The 19,391-nt window shown below is 62.9% G+C and carries 19 protein-coding genes and 1 riboswitch; of the genes, 5 read left to right on the top strand and 14 right to left on the bottom strand.

Going from position 1 to position 19,391, the window contains the following annotated elements; genetic code table 11:
* Positions 1-35 precede the first annotated feature (35 nt).
* The 8 genes from MESCI_RS02030 to MESCI_RS01995 all read right to left on the bottom strand — a co-directional run bounded on the left by MESCI_RS02030 (position 36) and on the right by MESCI_RS01995 (position 7,814).
* A complete protein-coding gene (locus MESCI_RS02030; protein WP_013528276.1) occupies positions 36-1,511 on the bottom strand; it encodes a nucleotidyltransferase family protein in 1,476 nt (491 codons plus the stop codon).
* The gene (locus MESCI_RS02025; RefSeq protein ID WP_013528275.1) at positions 1,508-2,185 is read right to left on the bottom strand and encodes a glycosyltransferase family 2 protein; all 678 of its coding nucleotides are present in this window, start codon (positions 2,183-2,185) and stop codon (positions 1,508-1,510) included. The genes MESCI_RS02030 and MESCI_RS02025 overlap by 4 nt, the downstream gene beginning before the upstream one ends.
* Positions 2,185-2,937, bottom strand: coding sequence for a glycosyltransferase family 2 protein (locus tag MESCI_RS02020; protein ID WP_013528274.1), 753 nt, complete (start codon positions 2,935-2,937; stop codon positions 2,185-2,187). The genes MESCI_RS02025 and MESCI_RS02020 overlap by 1 nt, the downstream gene beginning before the upstream one ends.
* A 55-nt stretch (positions 2,938-2,992) precedes the next feature.
* Positions 2,993-3,745: a glycosyltransferase family 2 protein gene (locus tag MESCI_RS02015; RefSeq protein ID WP_027160995.1), complete on the bottom strand. Its 753-nt coding sequence runs from the start codon at positions 3,743-3,745 to the stop codon at positions 2,993-2,995.
* On the bottom strand, positions 3,742-4,791 hold the full coding sequence (locus MESCI_RS02010) for a hypothetical protein (RefSeq protein WP_013528272.1): 1,050 nt from the start codon (positions 4,789-4,791) through the stop codon (positions 3,742-3,744). The genes MESCI_RS02015 and MESCI_RS02010 overlap by 4 nt, the downstream gene beginning before the upstream one ends.
* 48 nt (positions 4,792-4,839) lie before the next feature.
* Positions 4,840-5,271, bottom strand: a complete 432-nt coding sequence (locus MESCI_RS02005) for a PqqD family protein (protein ID WP_013528271.1) — start codon at positions 5,269-5,271, stop codon at positions 4,840-4,842.
* A 169-nt stretch (positions 5,272-5,440) separates the two neighbouring features.
* Complete coding sequence (locus MESCI_RS02000) at positions 5,441-6,541, bottom strand: FAD-binding oxidoreductase (protein ID WP_013528270.1); 1,101 nt, start codon at positions 6,539-6,541, stop codon at positions 5,441-5,443.
* A 25-nt stretch (positions 6,542-6,566) separates the two neighbouring features.
* Positions 6,567-7,814, bottom strand: a complete 1,248-nt coding sequence (locus MESCI_RS01995; RefSeq protein WP_013528269.1) for an aromatic ring-hydroxylating oxygenase subunit alpha — start codon at positions 7,812-7,814, stop codon at positions 6,567-6,569.
* Between the two features lie 115 nt (positions 7,815-7,929).
* A riboswitch (cobalamin riboswitch) is annotated at positions 7,930-8,131 on the bottom strand.
* 511 nt (positions 8,132-8,642) lie between these two features.
* On the opposite strand from MESCI_RS01995, the gene MESCI_RS01990 reads away from it, so the two are divergent.
* The 3 genes from MESCI_RS01990 to MESCI_RS01980 all read left to right on the top strand — a co-directional run bounded on the left by MESCI_RS01990 (position 8,643) and on the right by MESCI_RS01980 (position 9,435).
* Complete coding sequence (locus tag MESCI_RS01990; protein WP_013528268.1) at positions 8,643-8,840, top strand: DUF680 domain-containing protein; 198 nt, start codon at positions 8,643-8,645, stop codon at positions 8,838-8,840.
* Between the two features lie 79 nt (positions 8,841-8,919).
* Entirely contained in the window at positions 8,920-9,120 is a 201-nt protein-coding gene (locus tag MESCI_RS01985) for a DUF680 domain-containing protein (RefSeq protein ID WP_013528267.1), read from the top strand.
* A 69-nt stretch (positions 9,121-9,189) separates the two neighbouring features.
* A complete protein-coding gene (locus MESCI_RS01980; RefSeq protein ID WP_013528266.1) occupies positions 9,190-9,435 on the top strand; it encodes a DUF680 domain-containing protein in 246 nt (81 codons plus the stop codon).
* Between the two features lie 79 nt (positions 9,436-9,514).
* On the opposite strand, the gene MESCI_RS01975 is transcribed toward MESCI_RS01980, so the two are convergent.
* The 5 genes from MESCI_RS01975 to MESCI_RS01955 all read right to left on the bottom strand — a co-directional run bounded on the left by MESCI_RS01975 (position 9,515) and on the right by MESCI_RS01955 (position 16,074).
* Entirely contained in the window at positions 9,515-10,627 is a 1,113-nt protein-coding gene (locus tag MESCI_RS01975) for an ABC transporter ATP-binding protein (protein ID WP_013528265.1), read from the bottom strand.
* Between the two features lie 24 nt (positions 10,628-10,651).
* Complete coding sequence (gene bglA / locus MESCI_RS01970) at positions 10,652-12,316, bottom strand: beta-galactosidase BglA (RefSeq protein ID WP_013528264.1); 1,665 nt, start codon at positions 12,314-12,316, stop codon at positions 10,652-10,654.
* 4 nt (positions 12,317-12,320) lie between these two features.
* The gene (locus tag MESCI_RS01965; RefSeq protein WP_013528263.1) at positions 12,321-13,475 is read right to left on the bottom strand and encodes a carbohydrate ABC transporter permease; all 1,155 of its coding nucleotides are present in this window, start codon (positions 13,473-13,475) and stop codon (positions 12,321-12,323) included.
* 1 nt (position 13,476) lies between these two features.
* On the bottom strand, positions 13,477-14,490 hold the full coding sequence (locus MESCI_RS01960) for a carbohydrate ABC transporter permease (protein ID WP_013528262.1): 1,014 nt from the start codon (positions 14,488-14,490) through the stop codon (positions 13,477-13,479).
* 228 nt (positions 14,491-14,718) lie between these two features.
* Positions 14,719-16,074, bottom strand: coding sequence for an ABC transporter substrate-binding protein (locus MESCI_RS01955; RefSeq protein ID WP_013528261.1), 1,356 nt, complete (start codon positions 16,072-16,074; stop codon positions 14,719-14,721).
* A gap of 361 nt (positions 16,075-16,435) precedes the next feature.
* Between MESCI_RS01955 and MESCI_RS01950 the strand changes: the two genes are divergently transcribed.
* Positions 16,436-17,458 carry a LacI family DNA-binding transcriptional regulator gene (locus MESCI_RS01950; RefSeq protein WP_013528260.1) on the top strand — a complete coding sequence of 341 codons (1,023 nt, stop codon included), beginning with the start codon at positions 16,436-16,438 and terminating at the stop codon, positions 17,456-17,458.
* 119 nt (positions 17,459-17,577) lie between these two features.
* Here the strand turns inward: MESCI_RS01950 and MESCI_RS01945 are convergent, their stop codons facing one another.
* Positions 17,578-18,486, bottom strand: coding sequence for a LysR family transcriptional regulator (locus MESCI_RS01945; RefSeq protein WP_013528259.1), 909 nt, complete (start codon positions 18,484-18,486; stop codon positions 17,578-17,580).
* 78 nt (positions 18,487-18,564) lie between these two features.
* On the opposite strand from MESCI_RS01945, the gene MESCI_RS01940 reads away from it, so the two are divergent.
* Complete coding sequence (locus tag MESCI_RS01940) at positions 18,565-19,383, top strand: class I SAM-dependent methyltransferase (protein WP_013528258.1); 819 nt, start codon at positions 18,565-18,567, stop codon at positions 19,381-19,383.
* Positions 19,384-19,391: the final 8 nt, after the last annotated feature.

Genomic DNA, 19,391 nt, shown 5'->3' with positions numbered 1-19,391 from the left:
CGCCGCCTTGCGAGAAAGGTTCGTCGGATTCGCCTTCAGCCGATCGGCAAGAAACCCGCCGACAGCAACTGGAAAGGCAAGGCGCCATAGGCGGCCACCGTGGCCGCGTCGTTCCACTCGCGAAACTGTCGCGATGGTCGCGCCTCGAGCGTCAAGGCAACTCGCGCGCCGTCGAGCGTCACCTTGCCGCGAAAATGCAGCACGCGTTCCCTGCCGGATCGGCTGATAGCCACGGCACGCAGGCGAGCGATATGCTCGCCACCGTCATTGATCTCCATTTCGATGCGGCGCCGGACCGGCGGAACGCCGATCCTGACGGTGATGTCGAGCATCATGTCGCCGGTCGTTTGCGGACAGGCGATGAGCTGCGAAAACACCAGAGGCTCCGATGCGGCTTGCGGCTTGCCCGCGGCCGGTCTCCCGCGCCAGGGTTTGGCGGGCGGCTCCTGCTGCAACCGGCCCTTCTTCCGCTTCAGGCGCAACTGCTTGGCAAGGCCGCGCGACAGCCAGACCAGGCCGCCGAAATCCGTGCGCGGCTTGGCTTGCAGAACCGACGACCAACGCGACAGGCCAGCCCGGTCGGCCATCTCGAAGATTCTGGCCATTGTCCGTTCCGGCACCGGAATGCCAATCTCGAACGCCAGATAGGATAACGCCACCGCCGCTGGAACCGCCAGGCCGCGTCTTCCGACGATGTCGAGGAACATCCCCCAATCGACGTCTTCGGCATGGATGGCGACCGCGCAGTCGACAAGCCAGTCGCTGTGGGTGTGGGCGTCGAGGCCGCCATGGGCGATGGCCAGTGCCATGCGATCGGCCGGCGATGGCACGAAGACCGCGACGCCGCTGAATTGTGCCGGGACCGCCCGTTGCCAGATCGCCAGGTCGTCTTCCGCGCTCGTCTGCGACCCATCATAGCCGAGCTGGTGCAGGTCGATGTCGCCGAAACGGCCCTTGAAGAAGTTCATCGACCGCAGCGACGCCAACCGGGTTCGCAGATATTGCGCGCTGACGCCCGAGGCGATCTGCCAGTCGCGGTCGCGCAAGATGTCGAAGACGGCAGCCATGTCGCGCGGGCGCACCAGTATGTCGATGTCATGCGCCACCCGACCACGCTGCGCCGACGCGTTCAAGGCAATGCGGCTGGCGCCCTTGATCAGCATGATGTCGGCGCCGCCGTCGGCCATCGCCTTCAGCGCCGGCTCGGCCTCGCGCATCGCCATGCGCGACTTCGTCCACAGCATCTTCTGCAGGCCGACGAGGCGCGGGTGCGCGGTATGCCCGGCCAGTTTTCTGCCGAACCTGTCGGAGATGGCGGCGAGCAGACGATGTTCTCGAAACGAGACGAGGTCGATGTCGTTCTCGTCGAGCCAGCGCGCGGCGCAGGCAGCGGCTGCGTCCTCATCGGAGAGCAGCGCCGCCTTCAGCAACAGGTCCAACTGGCCAGTGGGCCACGACCAGCCATAGTCCGGGAAGCGGCGGCTGATGCGGCGAACAGGCCTGGCGTTCAACTGGAGCCCGCCTTGTTCTGGGCCCGCCGCTGCATGGCGAGCCTTGCGACCTGGATATAGCCCCGGTCGCGTGCCGGATCGCGGCCGTAGGAAAGGCTGCCCGGACGGATGCGGCGCAATGCAAGCACGTCGTCGAGCATGGCAAGTACAAAGCCTGCCTCACGAACCCGGGCGATCCAGTCGATCATCTCGCCGCGACCGCCTGGTGGGTCGATGATGGGACCGACGCTCTGCACCACCTCCTGGCGGATCATCATCGTCGTGCGCGACCAGCCCGCTCCACTGGCCGCATCGGGCAAATCGGGGCTGTCGCCGCGAAACGTCCGCCAATGCGTAAAGACGCCCGCTGTCCCGGGATGACGGTCGAGATAGGCCAGCTGCTTTTCGATCTTGTCCGCCAACCACAAATCGTCGGCATCGAGCGTCGCGATGAGCGGCGTCGAGAGTGCCGCAATGCCACGGGTCGTTGCGCTGCCGGGTCCGGTATTGTCCTGTCGCAGCACCGTCACCGGCAAGTTCATCGCATCGATCACCGCGGCCGTATCATCGGTCGAACCGTCATCGACCACGACGATGGCCTCCGCTTTTGCCGTCTGGGCCAGAACGGAGTTCAGGGCAGCGCCTATGGTGGCGGCCGCGTTGAAAGCCGGAATGACGACGCCGTAGCCTGCCATCAAAGGAACCGCCACTGCGCGAGATCCTTGAAGTCGAAAATCCCCTCCACCCGGCGCAAGCTGGGGTCGGCCCGGCGACGCTTCATCGACTTGTGAATGGCGCGCATGAACTCGCGAAAGGGCACATCGGCTTCCTTGGTCATGTTGCCGGGATGACGCCTGTAATAGAGAGCCACCGTATCGGGCATAACGTATTTTGCCTGGCTCTCAAAGATACGCAACAGATAGTCGGTGTCCTCGGCCTGTTTGAAATCCTCGTCGAAACCACCGGTGCGCTCGATGAGGTCTCGCGCGAAGATCCCGGCGGACAGGTGGATTCCTCGCACGGTGATGGAGTGGCTGTCGGCGGCCGGTTCCAGTGTCTCGCCATCTATCTTGTCTATCAGCGTCATGCGCGAATAGGTCAGATCGAGGCCAGGATCCTCTTCGAAGCAGGCGAGATCCGCCTTGAAGCGGCCTATCGGGGAGATGTCGTCCGAATCGAGAAACGACACCAGACGCGTCTGCGGCAGCAACTGCTTCAGCCCGGCATTGCGCGCCTTGGTGACCCCGCCATTGATCTGCTGGAAAAGACGAATGCATGGGGCCTCGTCGATTAACGACCGTACGACGGCTGCCGAGCCATCGGTCGACCCGTCGTCGATGACGATGATGTCGAGATCGATGTCTTCGCGCTGCCTGAGCAACGAGCGCAGCGCCAGGCCAACGAATTGTTCGCGATTGTAGACCGGCATGATGACGCTCAGCCTCATCGGCGTCTCCAGCAGCGTTGCGGGCTTGGCTGATCCGAGCCGATTGTGTCGAGCATCATGGCATCCGCCAATCGGCGGGACTCTTCAATTCGAAGATGCCCTGGACCTCTCGCCGTGACGGATCGGCCTTGCGCCGCCGCATCGACTTGTGGATTGCACGCAAGTGGTTGCGGACCCTGCCGCTATGTTCCTTGGTGACATTTCCGGCGTGGCGTCGGTAGTAGATCGCGACGGTGTTCGGCAATTCGTAGCGCGGACCGGTTTCGAAGACTCGCAACAGATAATCCGTGTCCTCGGACTGCTCAAAGTCCTCGTCGAAATGGCCGATGCGATCGACAAGCGTTCGACTGAAGAGAGCGGTGCTCAGCGAAATTCCGCGAAGCGTCATGGTACAGCAGTCCGCCTCCGGCTCGAGCTTCTCGTCGTCGATCCGGTCGACCAGCGTCATCAGCGAATAGGTTAGCTCAAGCCCGGAGGTAGCCTCGAAGCGGGCGAGATCGGCCTTGAACCGTCCGGCCAGCGAGATGTCGTCAGAATCCAGGAATGACACGAACTCCGCATCCGGCGGCAGTTGCCGCAGCCCGGCGTTGCGCGCCCTGGCCACGCCCATGTTCGATTGCTGGAAGAGTCGGATGCAGGGGTTTTCGCGCATCATCGAGCGTACGGCCTCAGCAGAGCCGTCGGTCGAGCCATCGTCGATGACGATGATGTCGAGATCGGCGGCGTCCCGCTGCCGCACCAGCGAGCGCAATGCCGAAACGACATAGCGCTCACGGTTGTAGACGGGCATTATCACGCTCAGTTTCACGAAGCGCCCCGCACAAGAAAGTCCGCAATCGTGCCGGCTATCTCCTGTGGCTGCGTCCCCAGCGACAGACGATAGCACGGCAGCAGGCGGGTCAGGTCGCTGAAGAAGCGAAAGCCGCTCTCCCGCTCGCCCGGCATCTGCGCTATGCCGGACGGCGCCAAGGCAATCATGGCATCCCTGCGCGACACCGGCACGATCGAACTTGCCCCGCCTCCGCCGATATGTGGCACCAGCAGCGCAACGATGTCCAGAGTTTCGGGCACCGGCCGTGGCGCAATGTCGACAATGTGAAAAGCATGCTTGCCTTGCCAGTTGAGCGGACCGTGCGCCTTCAGCCGGTGCTTCAGCCCAAGTCGCGCGAATCCCTGGGGATCCTGCTTGAGTGTTGAAAACAACGGGCGGGCAGTCACGCCGTTGGAGAGGTCGACCAGCACATAATCGTCGCCGACGCTGTCCAGTCCGTGGAGGAGGCCGGCGGCGACGGTCCCGGATTTCCCGGCGCCGCCCGCGCCGGCCAGCAGTACGCCCCTGCCTTTGGTGCCGAGCGTCCCCGCATGGGCCAGCCGCATGCCACGTGCCGCATATTCCCAATGGAAGAAGGGGCGCAGCGGCGCTCCCGGCTCCCAGGGTGGAAAGGCATCGGCCGAGGCCATCAATTGCACGCCAACGCGACGTTGCGGATCATAGAACTGCCAGAAATCCAGGTCGTGGAAATGGTTGCCGCGCAATCCGGCTTCCGCCAGCCTGGTGGCGAAGCCATGCTGCGTGAAGGGTCCTTGGCCCCATCTGGCCGGTGCCGCGATGCCGTCAATGCCGGGATGTGCGACGAAGATGCGGCAGATGTCGGCAGGCGCTCGGTTGTCCGGAGCCGTGACAAAGCCATGAGCGAGGGCATCCGCCAACGCGCCGGCACTCACATGAGTGGTCAACTCCAGATGCGGCAAGCCCACCTTGCAGGTCAGTGGATAATGCGCGGCGCTGCTCTGCGCTTGCGCCAGGACATGACGTGCGTAGTCAGTCAGGTTTTCGAGAGTGACGTTTGGCATGGTCTGCCTGTTCCGGAGCTGTCCGGCAACGAGAGCCTGGCGGGCGCCTCAGTTGGCCTGCTTCACTGCGGGCCAGCCGAGGGGCTCCTCGACCTCGTGGATGGGATCGACGACAATGAGGTCGGCAAGGTCGTCATGGATGTCGACCTTGAGGGGCTCGCCGGCAGCGGCGAGCTGAGCCAGCAATTCGCTGGGAACCGGTCTTGCCACGCCATCGGTTGCGGCCGCCAGCAAACCGAATTCGAGCAATTGTGAAACAAAGCCGTCAATCGCGGCGGCATCGAGGGCGCCAATTCCGGTCGCGGCGCCGACCAGTTCGGAGGCAGGCACGCCGGACGACAGTGCATCCCAAAGCCTGCTGCCTGAATCAGAGAAGCCGAAATATTTACCGGTGGTCAGGTCGAGAACGACGGCTTCGCCATCGAAGGATTCAAAGACGATATCCTTGCTGGCAATGGCATATACGCCGGATTGTCGCATGTTTGCTCCCCGCCGAAGCAGGCCGCGGAGATGATCTTCGGGCCCTACGGTCAACCCCACCGTTGCAGGCGTCTAACCATTTGCAGGGTTTTTGGCAAGATGGCGTAGGCCCGGGCGAGCGCAGCTGCAGGCCGCGCGGGCATGGACAGTCTCTGACCGTGCCTGCCGGTCACGCCTCGATTTCAAGCGCCGAAAGCGGCTTCGAGCAACAGGCGAGGATAAAGCCGTCCTCGATTTCGTGATCGAGGATGCCGCCATTGTGGCTCATCTCCACGTCGCCCGCGACCTTCCTCACCTTGCAGGTGCCGCACAGGCCGAACTCGCAGGCGGCGGGAATCCGCACCCCCGAGGCGCGTGCCGTCTGCAGCACGGTCTGGCCGGCGACGCATTCGGCATCGACATCGGAATGCGAGAACCGGATCGGTGTCACGGCCTCCACGGTGGCAGCGGCGCCGTCTTCCGCCGGCGGCGAGAACGGCGCCGGGATCTCCTCCACGGCAGGCGCGGCAAAGCTTTCCTGATGGTATTTCGCCATGTCGAAGCCGGCGGCGTCCAGCATGCCGCGCACGGCGCGCATGAAAGGATCGGGGCCGCAGCAGAAAATCTCGCGCTCACGGAAATCGGGCGCCAGCAATGGCAGCCGGATCGCGTCGATGCGGCCCATATGGCCGAACCAGCCCTCGCGGCTCGACCGCTCCTCGATCATGAAGCCGAGCGACAGCCCAGGCATGCGGCTGCCGAGCAGTTCGAGCTCCTTGCGGAAAATGATCTCTTCCGGGCGGCGCGCGCAGTTGACGAAGCCGACATCGGTCCATGGCGCGCAGTCGTTCAGCCAGCGCAGCATCGACATCATCGGCGTCACGCCGGAACCGGCCGAAATGAACAGGTATTTGGCGGCCGGGTGGCTGTGCAGCGAGAAGTCGCCGGTCGGCCCATAGGCCTTGACGTGCGAACCGGGCGTCAGATGGTCGAACATCCAGCGCGTACCGGTGCTGCCCGCCTGCGCCTTGACCGTCACCGCGATCGAGAACGGCCGTGACGGCGAGGACGACAGCGTGTAGGTGCGCATCAGCGGCCCGTCCGATGTCGGCAGTTCCAGAGTCACGAACTGCCCCGGTTTGTAGCGGAACCAGGTCTGGTTGTCGGAGCGGAAGGTGAAGGTCTTCACGTCAGGCGCTTCGTCGCTGACGCCGATCACTTCCAGCACCTGCAGCCTGTCGTTCCAGGGCGTCATCTGGTCGAGATGGCGATAGAGGCCAAGGTCCGTCATCGCATTCATCCTCTTATCCCCTGGGCTAGGCGACGCTGCGCAGGGCCGGCCGGCCGCCTTCGGCAAGGCGCGGCCCGATGAACGACGCGTACCACTCGACGAACTGGATCACGCCGCCCTCATGCAGCTCCGAATAGGGGCCTGGTTCATAGGCCGGCGACAGGATGCCGAAGGCGTTTTCCTCGACGATGCGGCGGTCCTGGTCGTTGGTCTCGGTCCAGACATGGGTGAGCTCAGCGAGGTCGTAGTCGACGCCTTCGACCGCATCCTTGTGGACGAGCCATTTCGTTGTCACCGCGGTTTCCGTGGCACTGATCGGCAGCACGCGGAAGGTAACGGCGTGGTCGCCGAGGATATGGTTCCAGGTCGTCGGATAGTGATAGAGCAGCAAGGAGCCGATGCGGTCGGTTGAAACGCTGTCGGACAGGTTCTTCTGGACCGCCCGTTTTCCCGTCATGGTGTAGCTGACGGCATCGCGCAGCAAGGGCGCGCGGGTGGCGCGGTACTGCCCTGCCGGATCGATGCGGAATTTGCTCGGCAAGCCTGATGCCTCGCATCTGGCCCAGTGCGCGACCATTTCAGGGTCGCTGTCGGCGCCATGGACGCCGGTTACGGTTGGAGCCTCGGGGAAGGTCTTGCACAACTCGGGATGATTGGCGGCGCAGTGGTAGCACTCGCGGTTGTTTTCCCAGACCAGCTTCCAGTTGCCCTTCTCGACGATCGTGCTCTCGAAGGCGATCTTTGCTTCACGCAGCCGGTGCGGCAAAAGATAGGGTTCGATCATCGCCCGCATCGGCGCGAAATCTGCCGGTTCCTTGGCCAGGCAGATGAAGATGTAGCCGCCGACGCTCTCGCAGGCGACCGGCTTCAGGCCGAAATCACTCTTGTCGAAACCGTCGGCCATCTGGCGGGCAAACAGCAGGCGGCCGTCCAGCTCGTAGGTCCACTGATGATACGGGCAGACGAGCTTTGCCGCGGTACCCTTCTCCGTGTTGCACACGCGGCTGCCGCGATGGCGGCAGGAATTGTGGAAGGCGTTGATCTTGCCGTGCTGGTCGCGGACAAGGACGACCGGATAATCGCCGACCTGCACGGTGATGTAGCTGCCCGGCTTCGGCAGTTCGCAATCATGGCCGATGAACAGCCAGTCGCGATACCAGATCAGCTCCATGTCGAGCTTGAAGTAGTCCGGATCGGTGTAGAAGGGCTGCTCCAGCGAAAAGCCTTGCCGGCGCCCCTTCAGGAGCCTCAGCATGTCGTTGCGGATATCCATGTCCTGTCCTCGTTCCTAAGGACTGAACTGGTGGTGACGGAGGAAGGATTGAAACACAGGCCGGCTGTGTGCCGGACGTGCGCTATCCACCTCTTGACCGCCCACCGCGATCAGTCGAGTCTAAAAATCTCGGGCTGGTTTCCGGGCTCTGGAGTTGTCCTTGCGGACCATCGCGACACCTTCCCAGGCGGTTGCCCAGTGGTCTCCCGTTGCGACTTGAACTCCACCACCGTTGCGGGGGCAGCGCCGGATTCTGACCGGCTTCCCAATTCTCCGCCTCGTCGTCACGAAGCGGCACCTGAGATGGTATGATCTAACCACGATCGCGGGCGCGCCGTCGGCATGAAAACGACATCGTATCCATGCGGCGCGACACGGCATGCGAAACGCTACTGCAGATCGTCGCGGGCCAAGATCCCACCTCCCGGGCGGCCATTTGCCGGCTGCGATCTTCCCGAATCCGACCCTTCGCGGGGGTCAAAAAAGGTTAACGGTTTCGAAAAGTGACTATTACCTTGCTCTAAAATCGAACCGAACGGTTCGTTTCTGTTGACGGTGCGTGCAGGACGGTGTGAACGCTGGGCCTCTGAAACAGTCAGTGATCCATCAGGTGGCTACACCTAACCCACTGATATGAAGAAGAAAAATGCATCCTTAGATTCCATTGGCACAATTTCAAGGCGTGGATTCATGGTCCACACGGAACAACTTCGTGATTGGAAAAGACGACCTTGCCCTCCCACATCGGGGCTGTCCGAACGACGCGAATTTCATTTCCAAGACACGCCGCTAGACGGACGGAAAAAAGACGATACTGGAGTACCAAAAATGAAAAAGATCATTCTCACTGCCGCAGCCCTTCTGGCCATTTCCGGCAGCGCCTTCGCTGGTAGCGACCACTACGGTTCCAACGCCGCGGCAGCCACTGCTGTCGACAGCTCGTACACCGCTTCGACCAAGAAGTCGGAACCGGCTGCTCAGGCGCCTGCCCAGGGTGCTGACCGCAACCTCTTCGGCAACAACTAACAGCCGATTCCCAGTTTCCCGGTCGACGGCGGGCTTGTCCGCCGCCCTGGCGAAATTCAGACATTCAGGAGTATTCAAGATGAACAAGATCCTCATTGCTGCCGCCGCCGTTCTGGCCATCACCGGCAGCGCTTTCGCGGGCAGCGACAACTACGGTTCGAACGGCCCCAACCAGCCTGCCGCCGCTGTGGACCAGTCGTACACGGCTTCCACCAAGACCTCGGAACCGGCTGCCCAGACGCCCGCTCAGGGCAGCGACCGTAACCTCTTCGGTCGCTAACAACCAATTTCGCAACCGACGGCAGCTGTGTCTGCCGTCCTGGCGAAATCCAGAATTCAGGAGACTAAAATGAACAAGATCCTTATTGCTGCCGCCGCCGTTCTGGCCATCACCGGCAGTGCCTTCGCCGGCAGCGACAACTTTGGCTCCAATGGTGCCAATCAGCCTGCCGCCACGACTTCGGTCGACAGCACGCGCACCTCTTCGGTACGCAACACCGGTTCGCCGGTTTACAAGCTGCTGAACTCGTCGGGTGACACCACCCAGAAGTCTGCTCCGCAAGGTGCCGACCGCAACCTCTTCGGCAACAACTAACAACCGAAGTCGATCTCCAAGTCAAAGAGCGGCGGGCCCGGCCCGCCGCTCTTTTTTGTGCCTGACACGGTAATTGCGGTTAAGCCGCCTTTGCTTCCACTTCATGCAACGCGAAAGAACGTCCATCCGCGTCGAAGATATGCAGGTCCTCGCCATTGGCGCTCAGCCGCAATGTCGAGCCGCGCTTGACCTCGACATTGCCGGGCAGCTTGGTCACCAGCGGCAGATCGGCGCGGCCGATGTCGACATAGACAAGCTGCACCTCGCCGAGTTGCTCGACATAGTCGACCGTCCCCTCGAACAGATAGTCCGCGCCGCTGGCGATGATCAGGTCCTCCGGCCGCACGCCAAAGCTCACCGCAGCGCCCTTTGCCGAAGCCGGCGTCGCAATCGGCACGGTCGCCTTGCGTCCGCCGACATGGCTGACGACGGTCGGGTTTCCGGTCTTTTCGATGGTCGCCGGCAGGATGTTCATGGCCGGCGAGCCGATGAACTGGGCAACGAACAGATTGCCGGGCTTCTTGTAGAGGTCCATCGGCGTGCCGACCTGCTCGATATGGCCGTCCTTGAGCACCACGATGCGGTCGGCCAGCGTCATCGCCTCGACCTGGTCGTGGGTAACGTAGATCATGGTCGTGTTGGGCATCGATTCCTTGAGCTTGGCGATCTCAATGCGGGTGGCGACGCGCAGCGCGGCGTCGAGGTTCGAAAGCGGCTCGTCGAACAGGAACACCTTCGGATTGCGCACGATGGCGCGGCCGATGGCGACGCGCTGGCGCTGGCCACCCGACATCGCCTTGGGCAGCCGGTCGAGATATTTGGTCAGCTGCAGGATCTCGGCGGCCTGGCGCACGCGGCGGTCGATCTCGGCCTTGTTCTCTTTGCCGATCTTCATCGAGAACGCCATGTTGTCGTAGACGGTCATGTGCGGGTACAGCGCGTAGGACTGGAACACCATGGCGATGCCCCGCTTCGACGGCGGCACGTCGTTCACCACTTCGCCGGCTATTCTGAGTTCGCCGGAGGTGATTTCCTCGAGCCCGGCGATCGACCTCAGCAATGTCGACTTGCCGCAGCCCGACGGGCCGACGAAGACGATGAACTCGCCCGACTTAATATCGAGGTCGATGCCGTGGAGAATGTTCAGATTGCCGTAGGACTTCTTCACTTGTCTTAGCGTGACATCGGCCATTGGTTTCCTCCAGTGATTGGAAATTCAGTCGAGACGCCCGAACCAGGCGCCGTAGCCACCAAGCTCGATGGAACCGCTGCTCGCCTGCCCCGAAAATCCGTGCCCGGGCAGAGGTTGCAGCGATCGGCCGCCAAGGTCAACCTTGGCCCGCCCGGCTCCCAGATTGAAGACGCAGACGATCTGCTCGTTGCCTGCGCGGCGCGTGAAGGCCACGGTATCTCCCTCACTTTCGATGAAGGTGATGTCGCCCTTGGCCAGCGCCGGATGGGCACGCCGGAAGCTGAGAAAGCGCCGGTAGTGCTCGAGCAGCGAAGCCTCGTCGCCCTGCTGGACATTGACCGCTTGCGCCAAATGCTTGGCCGGCACCGGCAGCCAGGGTTTTGCCTGGGAGAAGCCGCCATTCTTGGCGCCGCCGTCCCACACCATCGGTGTGCGGCAGCCGTCGCGGCCCTTGAATTCAGGCCAGAAGCGGATGCCGTAGGGATCCTGCAAATCCTCGAACCGAAGGTCGGCCTCGCCGAGCCCAAGTTCCTCACCCTGATAGATGCAGACCGAACCGCGCAAGGACATCAGCAGCGCCGAGATGACCTTGAGGTAGGCGGTCGGGTCGGGCTCATTGGCGGCCCAGCGCGAGGCCGGGCGCATTACATCGTGGTTGGAGAAGGCCCAGCACGACCAGCCATCGCTGGCGACCTTGCCGAAGGATTCCAGCACCGAGCGGACCTTGCCCGCGCTGATCTTTTCCGGCGCCAGGAAATCGAAGGAGTAGCACATGTGCACGCGCTTGCCGCCGGCGGTGTAGGCGGCCACCACTTCAAGCCCACGCTGCGAATCGCCGACCTCGCCGACCGCTGCGGTTGCCGGATATTCATCGAGCAGGGCACGGAACCGTTCGAGGAAGCCGAGATTCTCGGGCCGGCTCTTGTCGTAGAGATGGTCCTGGTAGTTGTAGGGGTTGACCGCCGGCGCGGTCTGGTCGTTGCGCTCTTCCGGCGGCAGCGGCGGGTTGTTTTCCAAGCCCTGGCTGTGGAAGTAGAAATTGATGGTGTCGAGCCGGAAACCATCGACGCCGCGCTCCAGCCAGAAGCGGGTGACGTCGAGCAACGCGTCCTGAACCTTGTGGTTGTGGAAGTTGAGGTCGGGCTGCTCGGCCAGAAAATTGTGCATGTAATATTGCTGGCGGCTGGTGTCCCATTGCCAGGCCGAGCCGCCGAAGATCGACAGCCAGTTGTTGGGCGGCGTGCCGTCCGGCCTGGCGTCTGCCCAGACGTACCAGTCGGCCTTCGGGTTGCTGCGGCTCGACCGGCTTTCCTTGAACCACGGGTGGTTGTCGGCGGTGTGCGACAGCACCTCGTCGATCATCACCTTCAAGCCCAGCCTGTGTGCCTCGGCGGTCAGCGCGTCGAAGTCGGCCAGCGTGCGGAACATCGGATCGACGTCGCAGTAATCCGACACGTCATAGCCGAAATCCTTCATCGGCGACTTGAAGAATGGCGAAATCCAGATGGCGTCCGCACCGAGTGCCGCGATGTAGGGTAGCCGCCCGATCATGCCCTTAAGGTCACCGATGCCGTCGCCGTTCGAGTCCTGGTAGCTGCGCGGATAAATCTGGTAGATCACCGCGCCCCGCCACCAGTCGCGATCGATGGCGAGGTCAGGCTTCGAGCTGGCCTTCAAAGCGGATTGCATCGTCTCAGCCTCCTTTCACCGAGCCGGCAAGCAGCCCGCGGACAAAATAGCGCTGCAGCGAGAAGAACACGATCAGCGGCACGATGATGGTCACGAAAGCCGATGTCGTCAGAATCTCCCAGTCGCCGCCGCGTGAGCCCAACAGCGCGTTGAGCTTGGCGGTCAGCACGATCTGGTCTGCCTCTGTGCCGAGGAAAACCATCGCCACCAGCAGATCGTTCCATACCCACAGGAACTGGAAGATGGCAAACGAAGCCAGCACCGGAAACGACAGCGGCAAGACGATCTTGACGAAGATCTCGAAATCGCTGGCGCCGTCGATGCGCGCCGATTCCATGATTTCGCGCGGCAGGCCGGCAATGTAGCTGCGCAGCAGGTAGATGGCGAAGGGCAGGCCGAAGCCGGTATGCGCCAGCCAGATGCCGAGATAGGTCTTCGACGGCATGCCGAAGAAAGCGCCGACGCCGTTGTAGAGTTTCAACAGCGGGATCAGCGACATCTGCAACGGCACCACCAACAAGCCGATGATGACCGCGATCAGCAGCGCCCGGCCGGGAAACCGCATCCAGGCCAGCGCATAAGCGGCAAAGGCGGCGATCAGGATCGGGATGACGGTCGCCGGAATGGTGACGGTCAGGGAATTCATGAATGACCGTCCGATGCCTTCGGAGAACAGCACGGTTCTGTAGTTGTCGGTGGTGAATTTCGGCGGCGCCGACGAAGCATAGTAGATGCGCTGGCCGCGATCGCCTTCGAACGCTTTCGGGGACTGCATTACGAAGCTGCCGTCGGCATTGAGCTGCAAGGTCACGCCGTCGCCGAGATCGGCTGTGGTGCCGGCGAGATACTGCGTCGGTGCCGCCGATTTGACCCCGAAGGCGCTGATGTCGCGCTTGGCGCCGTCGCCGAAGATATTGCCCTCGAGCACGAACTTGCCGTCCTTCTCGACTTGCGCCGAGGCGGGCGGCAGCCGGCCGGCTTCGGTCTGGGTGGAACTGGCGAACGAGTTCCACCAGCCCGAGGCGATGATCTGGTTCTTGTCGCGCAGCGATGAAACCAGGATGCCGAGGGTCGGTATGGTCCAGATCGCGACGAAGATGAGCACGGCGATGTGGACGCCAAAGCGGCTGGCGAAGGAATTTCCGGTCGCGACTGCCATCTCAATGTCCTCCCGTCTCTTTGTTCGCCTGTCGGATGTTCCAGACCATGATCGGAATGACCGCAATCATGATGATGATGGCGATGGTGGCGCCGCGGCCGAAATCGCCGCCGCCGCGGAACATCCAGTCGAACATCAGATTGGCCAGCACCTGGCTGTTCCACTGGCCGTTGGTCATGGTCAGCACGATGTCGAATACTTTGAGCACCAGAATGGTGATCGTGGTCCAGACCACGGCGATGGTGCCCCAGATCTGCGGCACCATGATCTTCCAGAAGATCTGGAACGGATTGGCGCCGTCGATGACGGCGGCTTCCAGCGTTTCCTCGGGGATGCCGCGCAGGGCGGAAGACAGGATGACCATGGCAAAGCCGGTCTGGATCCAGATCAGGATGATCATCAGGAAGAAATTGTTCCAGAACGGCAGCGATATCCAGACCTGCGGCTGGCCGCCGAAATGCTGGATGATGGCGTTGAGGATGCCGATCTGCGTCTGGCCCTCGCCCCGATATTCGTAGATGAATTTCCAGATCACGCTGGCGCCGACGAAGGAGATCGCCAATGGCAGGAAGATCAGGCTCTTGGCGATCGTGCCCCACCAGATCTTGTCCGTAAGCACGGCGATGATCAGCCCGAGGAAGGTGCAGGCGGCCGGCACCACCGCCAGCCAGATGATGTTGTTGAGGATCGAGTTGCGGAACTCGCGGTCGCCGAACGCCCATTCATAGTTCGCCAGGCCGACGAAATTGATGCCGCCGCGATCGAGGAACGACAGCCGCAGCGTCTCGACCACCGGATAGATCAGGTAAATGGTGAGGATGATCATCGCCGGGCCGACGAACAGCCATGGGCGGACCAACCCTTGCCGGCGTAGATTGTCGATGGCCGCGGCACCGGCGACGCCGCGTGACGGGAATATCAGGTCGACCAGTTTGTTGGCGCCCCAGAAATAGGCGACGCAACCGCCGACGCCGACGATGATGACGAATATGGCCGAGAAAATCTGAGCCGCCATGGGTCCCTCTCCCCCTGCGCATGACCCGACAAGGAATGACCTTGGTGACGGGGACCAGGCGCCGATTCAGTTGTTTGGAGCGCGTCATCGGCGGCTTGCGCACATTGCCGATCGCGCTTCATGTCAATGCGCTCATGACGAAAGGCTGCGGCACGGGCCGCCGTCGGATCCGGGCCGGTACGGTCCGGATCCAGTGCGAGAATGGTTGGTCGTCTACGTGCCAGCCGTCTACTTGATGGCGTCCCAGCTCTTCTGGATGTCGGTGGCGACGTCCTGTGCCGACTTGCCGCCGACCAGGTCGATCATGCCGGTCCAGAAGGCGCCGGCGCCGATCTTGCCCGGCATCAGGTCGGAACCGTCGAAGCGGAAAGTCGAGGCATTGGCGAGGATTTCGCCCTGCTTCTTCAGCGCGTCGCTGGCATAGGCATCCTTGTTGACCGACTTGAGCGGCGTCACGAAGCCGCCCTCGGCCATCCAGATCTCGTGGGCGAGCGGCATCTTCAGGAATTCGATGAACGCGCGCGCACTCTTGCTGTCCTTGGTGATCATCGCCAGCGTACCGGCGCCGAGCACGGGCGTGCCCAGTTCAGGCTTGGCGGCATAGGGCGGGAAGTAGAAGAAGTCCGCGTCCTGGCCGACCTTGGTGCCTTCCGGGAAGAAGGTCGGAATGAACGATGCCTGGTGGTGCAGGTAGCATTTCGGCGGCACCGAAAAGAGGCCCTTCGGGCTGTCGCGGAAGTCGGTCGCCGCAACCGCCTTGGCGCCGCCGTCGACCATCTTGTCGTCGGTCGCGATCTTGCCGAAAATGTCGATGGCGTTGACCACCGCCGGATCGTTGAACGGGATCTCGTTCTTCACCCATTTGTCGTAGACCTCCGGAGGCTGGGTGCGCAGCATCAGGTCTTCGACCCAGTCGGTTGCCGGCCAGCCGGTGGCACCGCCGGAGCCGAGGCCGATGCACCACGGCTTGCCGCCATCGGCGATGATCTTCTTTTCGAGATCGGCGAGTTCTTCCTGGGTCTTCGGCACCTTGTAGCCGGCTTCCTCGAAATTATCCGGCGAGTACCAGACCAGCGACTTCACGTCGGCCTTGTAAGGGAAGGCGAAGAAGCCCGGCTTGCCGTCCTTGTCCTTGAAGGTGCCGAGATCGACCCATGACTGGCCGGCGCCGTAATTGTCCTTGACCCATTTGGCGGTGTCGTCACCGAGCGGCGTCAAAAGGCCCTTCGACGCCAGGTCCTGGATGAGGCCCGGCTGCGGCAGCACGGCGATGTTGGGCGGGCTGCCGGCCTGCGTGTCGATGACGATCTGCTGCTCGTAATTCTCCGAGGAGGAGTATTTGATCTCGACGCCGGTGGCTTCCGAGAAATAGTCGAGAACGCCGCGCACCAGGCCTTCGTCCTCGCCGCGCCACGGTCCGAAGATCGACAGCGTCTCACCCTTGAGGTCGACTTTCTTGAGCTCTTCGTAGTTCGCCCAGTTGAAGCGCTTGTCTTCGCCGGGCTTGAACTTCAGTTCGGCCTGCGCGGGCGCGTTCAGGGCGAACGTGGCAAACGCAGCACCCAGCAAAAGCATTTTCTTCATCGGTATTCCTCCCAGTGGGTCTCACACACCGGACGGAACCTCCATTCCGCCCGCCGACGCCGCAGGACTGTGACTCAGTCGGAAAGGAACCGCAACCTTTCGAAGAGTCTTCCAAAGCGCTTTGGCTTTTTCGATCACGCCATTGAATCGCGGGGAAGTCAAGAGGCTGGCGAATCAATCGATTTAGGTTCGCGCATTTGCGCCCTAAAAGTGCGTCGCAGCATGCTATTATGGCAGTGCAGCAGCAATTTTTGTTTCAAACATGCCCAAACCGCGTCTATGGTTGGGCTTCGTATGGCTCGGCCCCGGTGGCACTTGGGTCGATTCAATTTAAAAGCGCTTTGAGGGAATGGAGACTTTCGTGAACCTCAAGCAGCTCGCCCACATGCTGGCACTTTCGCAAACCACGGTAAGCCGCGCGCTGAACGGCTATCCCGAGGTCAACGAGGAGACGCGCAGGCGTGTCATGGATGCCGCCAAGCGCCATGGCTATCGGCCCAACCCGAGCGCGCGCCGGCTGGCGACCGGCAAGACCGGCATGATCGGCTATGTCCTGCCGACCGGTGCGTCCGTCGACATCGATCCGCATTTCGTCGAGTTCCTGTCCGGCCTTGGCGACTATGCCCGCTCGCACGAGCTCGACCTTGTGCTGTCGCCGGCCGACGCCGACGACCAGGAGACGACCTACCGGCGCATCGTCGCCAACCGGCAGGTCGACGCTGTTTATATCTCCTCTCCAAGGCCCGCTGACCGGCGCGTGGCGCTGGTCAACACGCTCGGCATTCCCTTCATCGTCCATGGCCGCAGTGAGGGCTTCGATTTCGACTACGCCTTCACCGACATCGACAATGAGGGCGCCTTCCACGAAGCGGCCAGGCTGCTGATCCAGCTCGGTCATCGGCGGCTGGCGCTGATCAACGGTGACGGCCGCGAGACCTTCGCCATCCATCGCGAACGCGGCGTGCGCCGGGCACTCGCCGCGAGCGGACTGACATTGATCGAACGCCATGTCTGCTCGGTCGATATGACCGAGGAGAACGGCTATCGCGCCACCAGGCGTTTGCTGGAAGGGGACGACGCGCCGACGGCGATCGCCTGCTCCAGCCTGATCATGGCGCTGGGCGTCGTGCGTGCGGTGCGCGACCTCGGCTTGAGCATCCCGGGCGACGTCTCGCTGATCGCCCATGACGATGTCTTCCCCTGGCTGAGGCCGGAGAATTTCTCGGTGCCGCTGTCGACGACGCGTTCATCGATCCGTCTCGCCGGCGCCCGTGTCGCCGAGCGGCTGGCGGCACGGATTTCAGGATTGGAGGAGGGCGCGCGAGGCGAGGTCTGGCCGGTCGACCTGGTGGTGAGAGGGTCAGTCGCCGGTGCGCCGGCGTAGCTGGAGATCAAAGCCATGTGCTCTGCGGGATCGAGTTGAGACGCGACACTCACGCCGCATCAATCTCGCCCGACGCCGGCAGAAGCGAGACCACCGCAAGGGGGCCGGATTCCGACATCTCACGCCGCGGATTTGAGGTGGTCGATGAAGGCGCGCAGCTTCGGCAGGACTTGGCGCTTGCCGGGATGATACAGGAAGACGCCGGGCGTCGTGGCGGCAATGCCGTCCAGCACCGGTTCCAGTTTACCTTCGGCTATCGGAGCTTCAGCGATTGGTCGAGGCGTCTGCGCCAGCCCGACGCCCCGCATCGCGGCCCCGAGCAATGTCGGATAATCGTGCGCTATCAGCGGGCCTGAGAGCATCGCCTCGATCGTCTCGTTGCCGTCGACGAAAGCCCAGGGCGCTATGGCGCCATTCGAACGGCGCAAGCGCAGGCAGGCGTGGTTGCGCAGATCATCGACGCGTTCGGGGCGGCCGTGGCGTTTGAGATAGTCAGGGCTGCCGACGACCACGAACGAAAACGATGGGGTTAGCCGCACCGCGACCATGTCGACCGCGATGAACTGGCCGAGACGGATGCCGGCATCGAACCCGCCGGCCGCGAGATCGACCATCTCGTCGCTCGCGGCGATCTCCAGCTCGATCTCGGGGTAAGCCCGGCAGAACGACGCGATCATCGGCTCCAGGATCAACGGCACGACAGCGCGGGGCACGGACAGGCGCAGCAGACCGGTCGGCCGTTGGCCGATGTCACGCACGGCCTCGCCGGCCGCGACGAGTTCTTCGAAAGCAGGGCCGGCACGATCGAGGAACCGCTGGCCAGGCTCGGTCAAGCCGACGCTCCGTGTCGTGCGGACGAACAGCGCCGCACCCATGCGTGCCTCCAGCGCGCGCACCGCCTGGCTCACGGCGGACGGTGTCACGCCGAGTTGCGCTGCGGCGCGGCGGAAGTTGCGGTGCCTAGCGACAGCCAGGAACGCCTCGATGCCCTCCAGCGCACCATGTCGGACTGTGTAGTTCTGCTTCATAGGTTGTTGTTATTACGCCGGGTAGTCGAATTATGGAAGTGGGCCTAGGTATGAGCTGAACCTAGGAGACATCATGCGATGACCGATGAACTTGAAGGGGTACGCGACCATTATCGCGCGACGGGCCTGACCGAGCGGCTGAAGACGGTGTTGGCTGCCCTCGGCCCGGAGGACCAGCTCCTCACGCCCCAACAATTGGGCGTTCTCGACCAGTTTCACACCCGTGGGCTAGCTGCCACCGGCGAGCTTGCCCAATTGGCGGGGATCGCTGCCGGCATGTCGATACTGGACGTCGGCTCGGGCGTCGGTGGGCCGGCGCGCTTTCTGGCTGCGACCTATGGCTGCCGGGTTACTGGCGTGGATCTCAGCGAGCCTTTCGTGGATGCCGCGCGCTATCTGACCGAGCGCACGGGACAGAGCGGGCAGCTGTCGTTCCAGACCGCCAGCGCATTGGAGCTCCCATTCGACGATGGCCGTTTCGACGCGGTGCTGTTGCAGCACGTGGCGATGAACATCTCTGACCGGACGCTGCTCTACAGCGAGATTCGGCGCGTGCTGAAGCCAGGCGGCAGGTTTGCCACATACGACGTCGTGTTGTCTGGAGGCGAGCCGCACTATCCGCTTCCCTGGGCGAGAACGCCGGCGACGAGCTTTCTCCTAACAGCCGGTGCGACGCGCGAGGCGATCGAACCGGCCAGCTTCCGCATGCTGGCATGGCAAGACGACACCGACGCCGCCAAGGCGTGGTTCGCACAGTTGCGCGCGTCGGGGCCGCCGCCTTCGCCCAATCTCGGCGTGGTGATGGGACCGGACTTCGCTGAGCTTGCGGCCAACCTCGGACGAAATCTTATGCAAGGTCGGCTCGGTATCCTGACCGCAGTGTTCGAGGCCGCATGAACCAGTTG

Origin of the sequence: Mesorhizobium ciceri biovar biserrulae WSM1271, from assembly GCF_000185905.1 — a bacterium.
Lineage (GTDB): Bacteria > Pseudomonadota > Alphaproteobacteria > Rhizobiales > Rhizobiaceae > Mesorhizobium > Mesorhizobium ciceri.
This window is presented reverse-complemented; position numbering and strand designations above follow the sequence as displayed.

What these genes read in the sequence shown, in the direction of transcription:
- MESCI_RS02025 (WP_013528275.1), bottom strand. Translation starts at nt 2,185, where the DNA reads ATGGCAGGCTACGGCGTCGTCATTCCGGCTTTCAACGCGGCCGCCACC.
- MESCI_RS02020 (WP_013528274.1), bottom strand. Translation starts at nt 2,937, where the DNA reads ATGAGGCTGAGCGTCATCATGCCGGTCTACAATCGCGAACAATTCGTT.
- MESCI_RS02010 (WP_013528272.1), bottom strand. Translation starts at nt 4,791, where the DNA reads ATGCCAAACGTCACTCTCGAAAACCTGACTGACTACGCACGTCATGTC.
- MESCI_RS02005 (WP_013528271.1), bottom strand. Translation starts at nt 5,271, where the DNA reads ATGCGACAATCCGGCGTATATGCCATTGCCAGCAAGGATATCGTCTTT.
- MESCI_RS02000 (WP_013528270.1), bottom strand. Translation starts at nt 6,541, where the DNA reads ATGACGGACCTTGGCCTCTATCGCCATCTCGACCAGATGACGCCCTGG.
- MESCI_RS01995 (WP_013528269.1), bottom strand. Translation starts at nt 7,814, where the DNA reads ATGGATATCCGCAACGACATGCTGAGGCTCCTGAAGGGGCGCCGGCAA.
- MESCI_RS01990 (WP_013528268.1), top strand. Translation starts at nt 8,643, where the DNA reads ATGAAAAAGATCATTCTCACTGCCGCAGCCCTTCTGGCCATTTCCGGC.
- MESCI_RS01985 (WP_013528267.1), top strand. Translation starts at nt 8,920, where the DNA reads ATGAACAAGATCCTCATTGCTGCCGCCGCCGTTCTGGCCATCACCGGC.
- MESCI_RS01980 (WP_013528266.1), top strand. Translation starts at nt 9,190, where the DNA reads ATGAACAAGATCCTTATTGCTGCCGCCGCCGTTCTGGCCATCACCGGC.
- MESCI_RS01975 (WP_013528265.1), bottom strand. Translation starts at nt 10,627, where the DNA reads ATGGCCGATGTCACGCTAAGACAAGTGAAGAAGTCCTACGGCAATCTG.
- bglA (WP_013528264.1), bottom strand. Translation starts at nt 12,316, where the DNA reads ATGCAATCCGCTTTGAAGGCCAGCTCGAAGCCTGACCTCGCCATCGAT.
- MESCI_RS01965 (WP_013528263.1), bottom strand. Translation starts at nt 13,475, where the DNA reads ATGGCAGTCGCGACCGGAAATTCCTTCGCCAGCCGCTTTGGCGTCCAC.
- MESCI_RS01960 (WP_013528262.1), bottom strand. Translation starts at nt 14,490, where the DNA reads ATGGCGGCTCAGATTTTCTCGGCCATATTCGTCATCATCGTCGGCGTC.
- MESCI_RS01955 (WP_013528261.1), bottom strand. Translation starts at nt 16,074, where the DNA reads ATGAAGAAAATGCTTTTGCTGGGTGCTGCGTTTGCCACGTTCGCCCTG.
- MESCI_RS01945 (WP_013528259.1), bottom strand. Translation starts at nt 18,486, where the DNA reads ATGAAGCAGAACTACACAGTCCGACATGGTGCGCTGGAGGGCATCGAG.
- MESCI_RS01940 (WP_013528258.1), top strand. Translation starts at nt 18,565, where the DNA reads ATGACCGATGAACTTGAAGGGGTACGCGACCATTATCGCGCGACGGGC.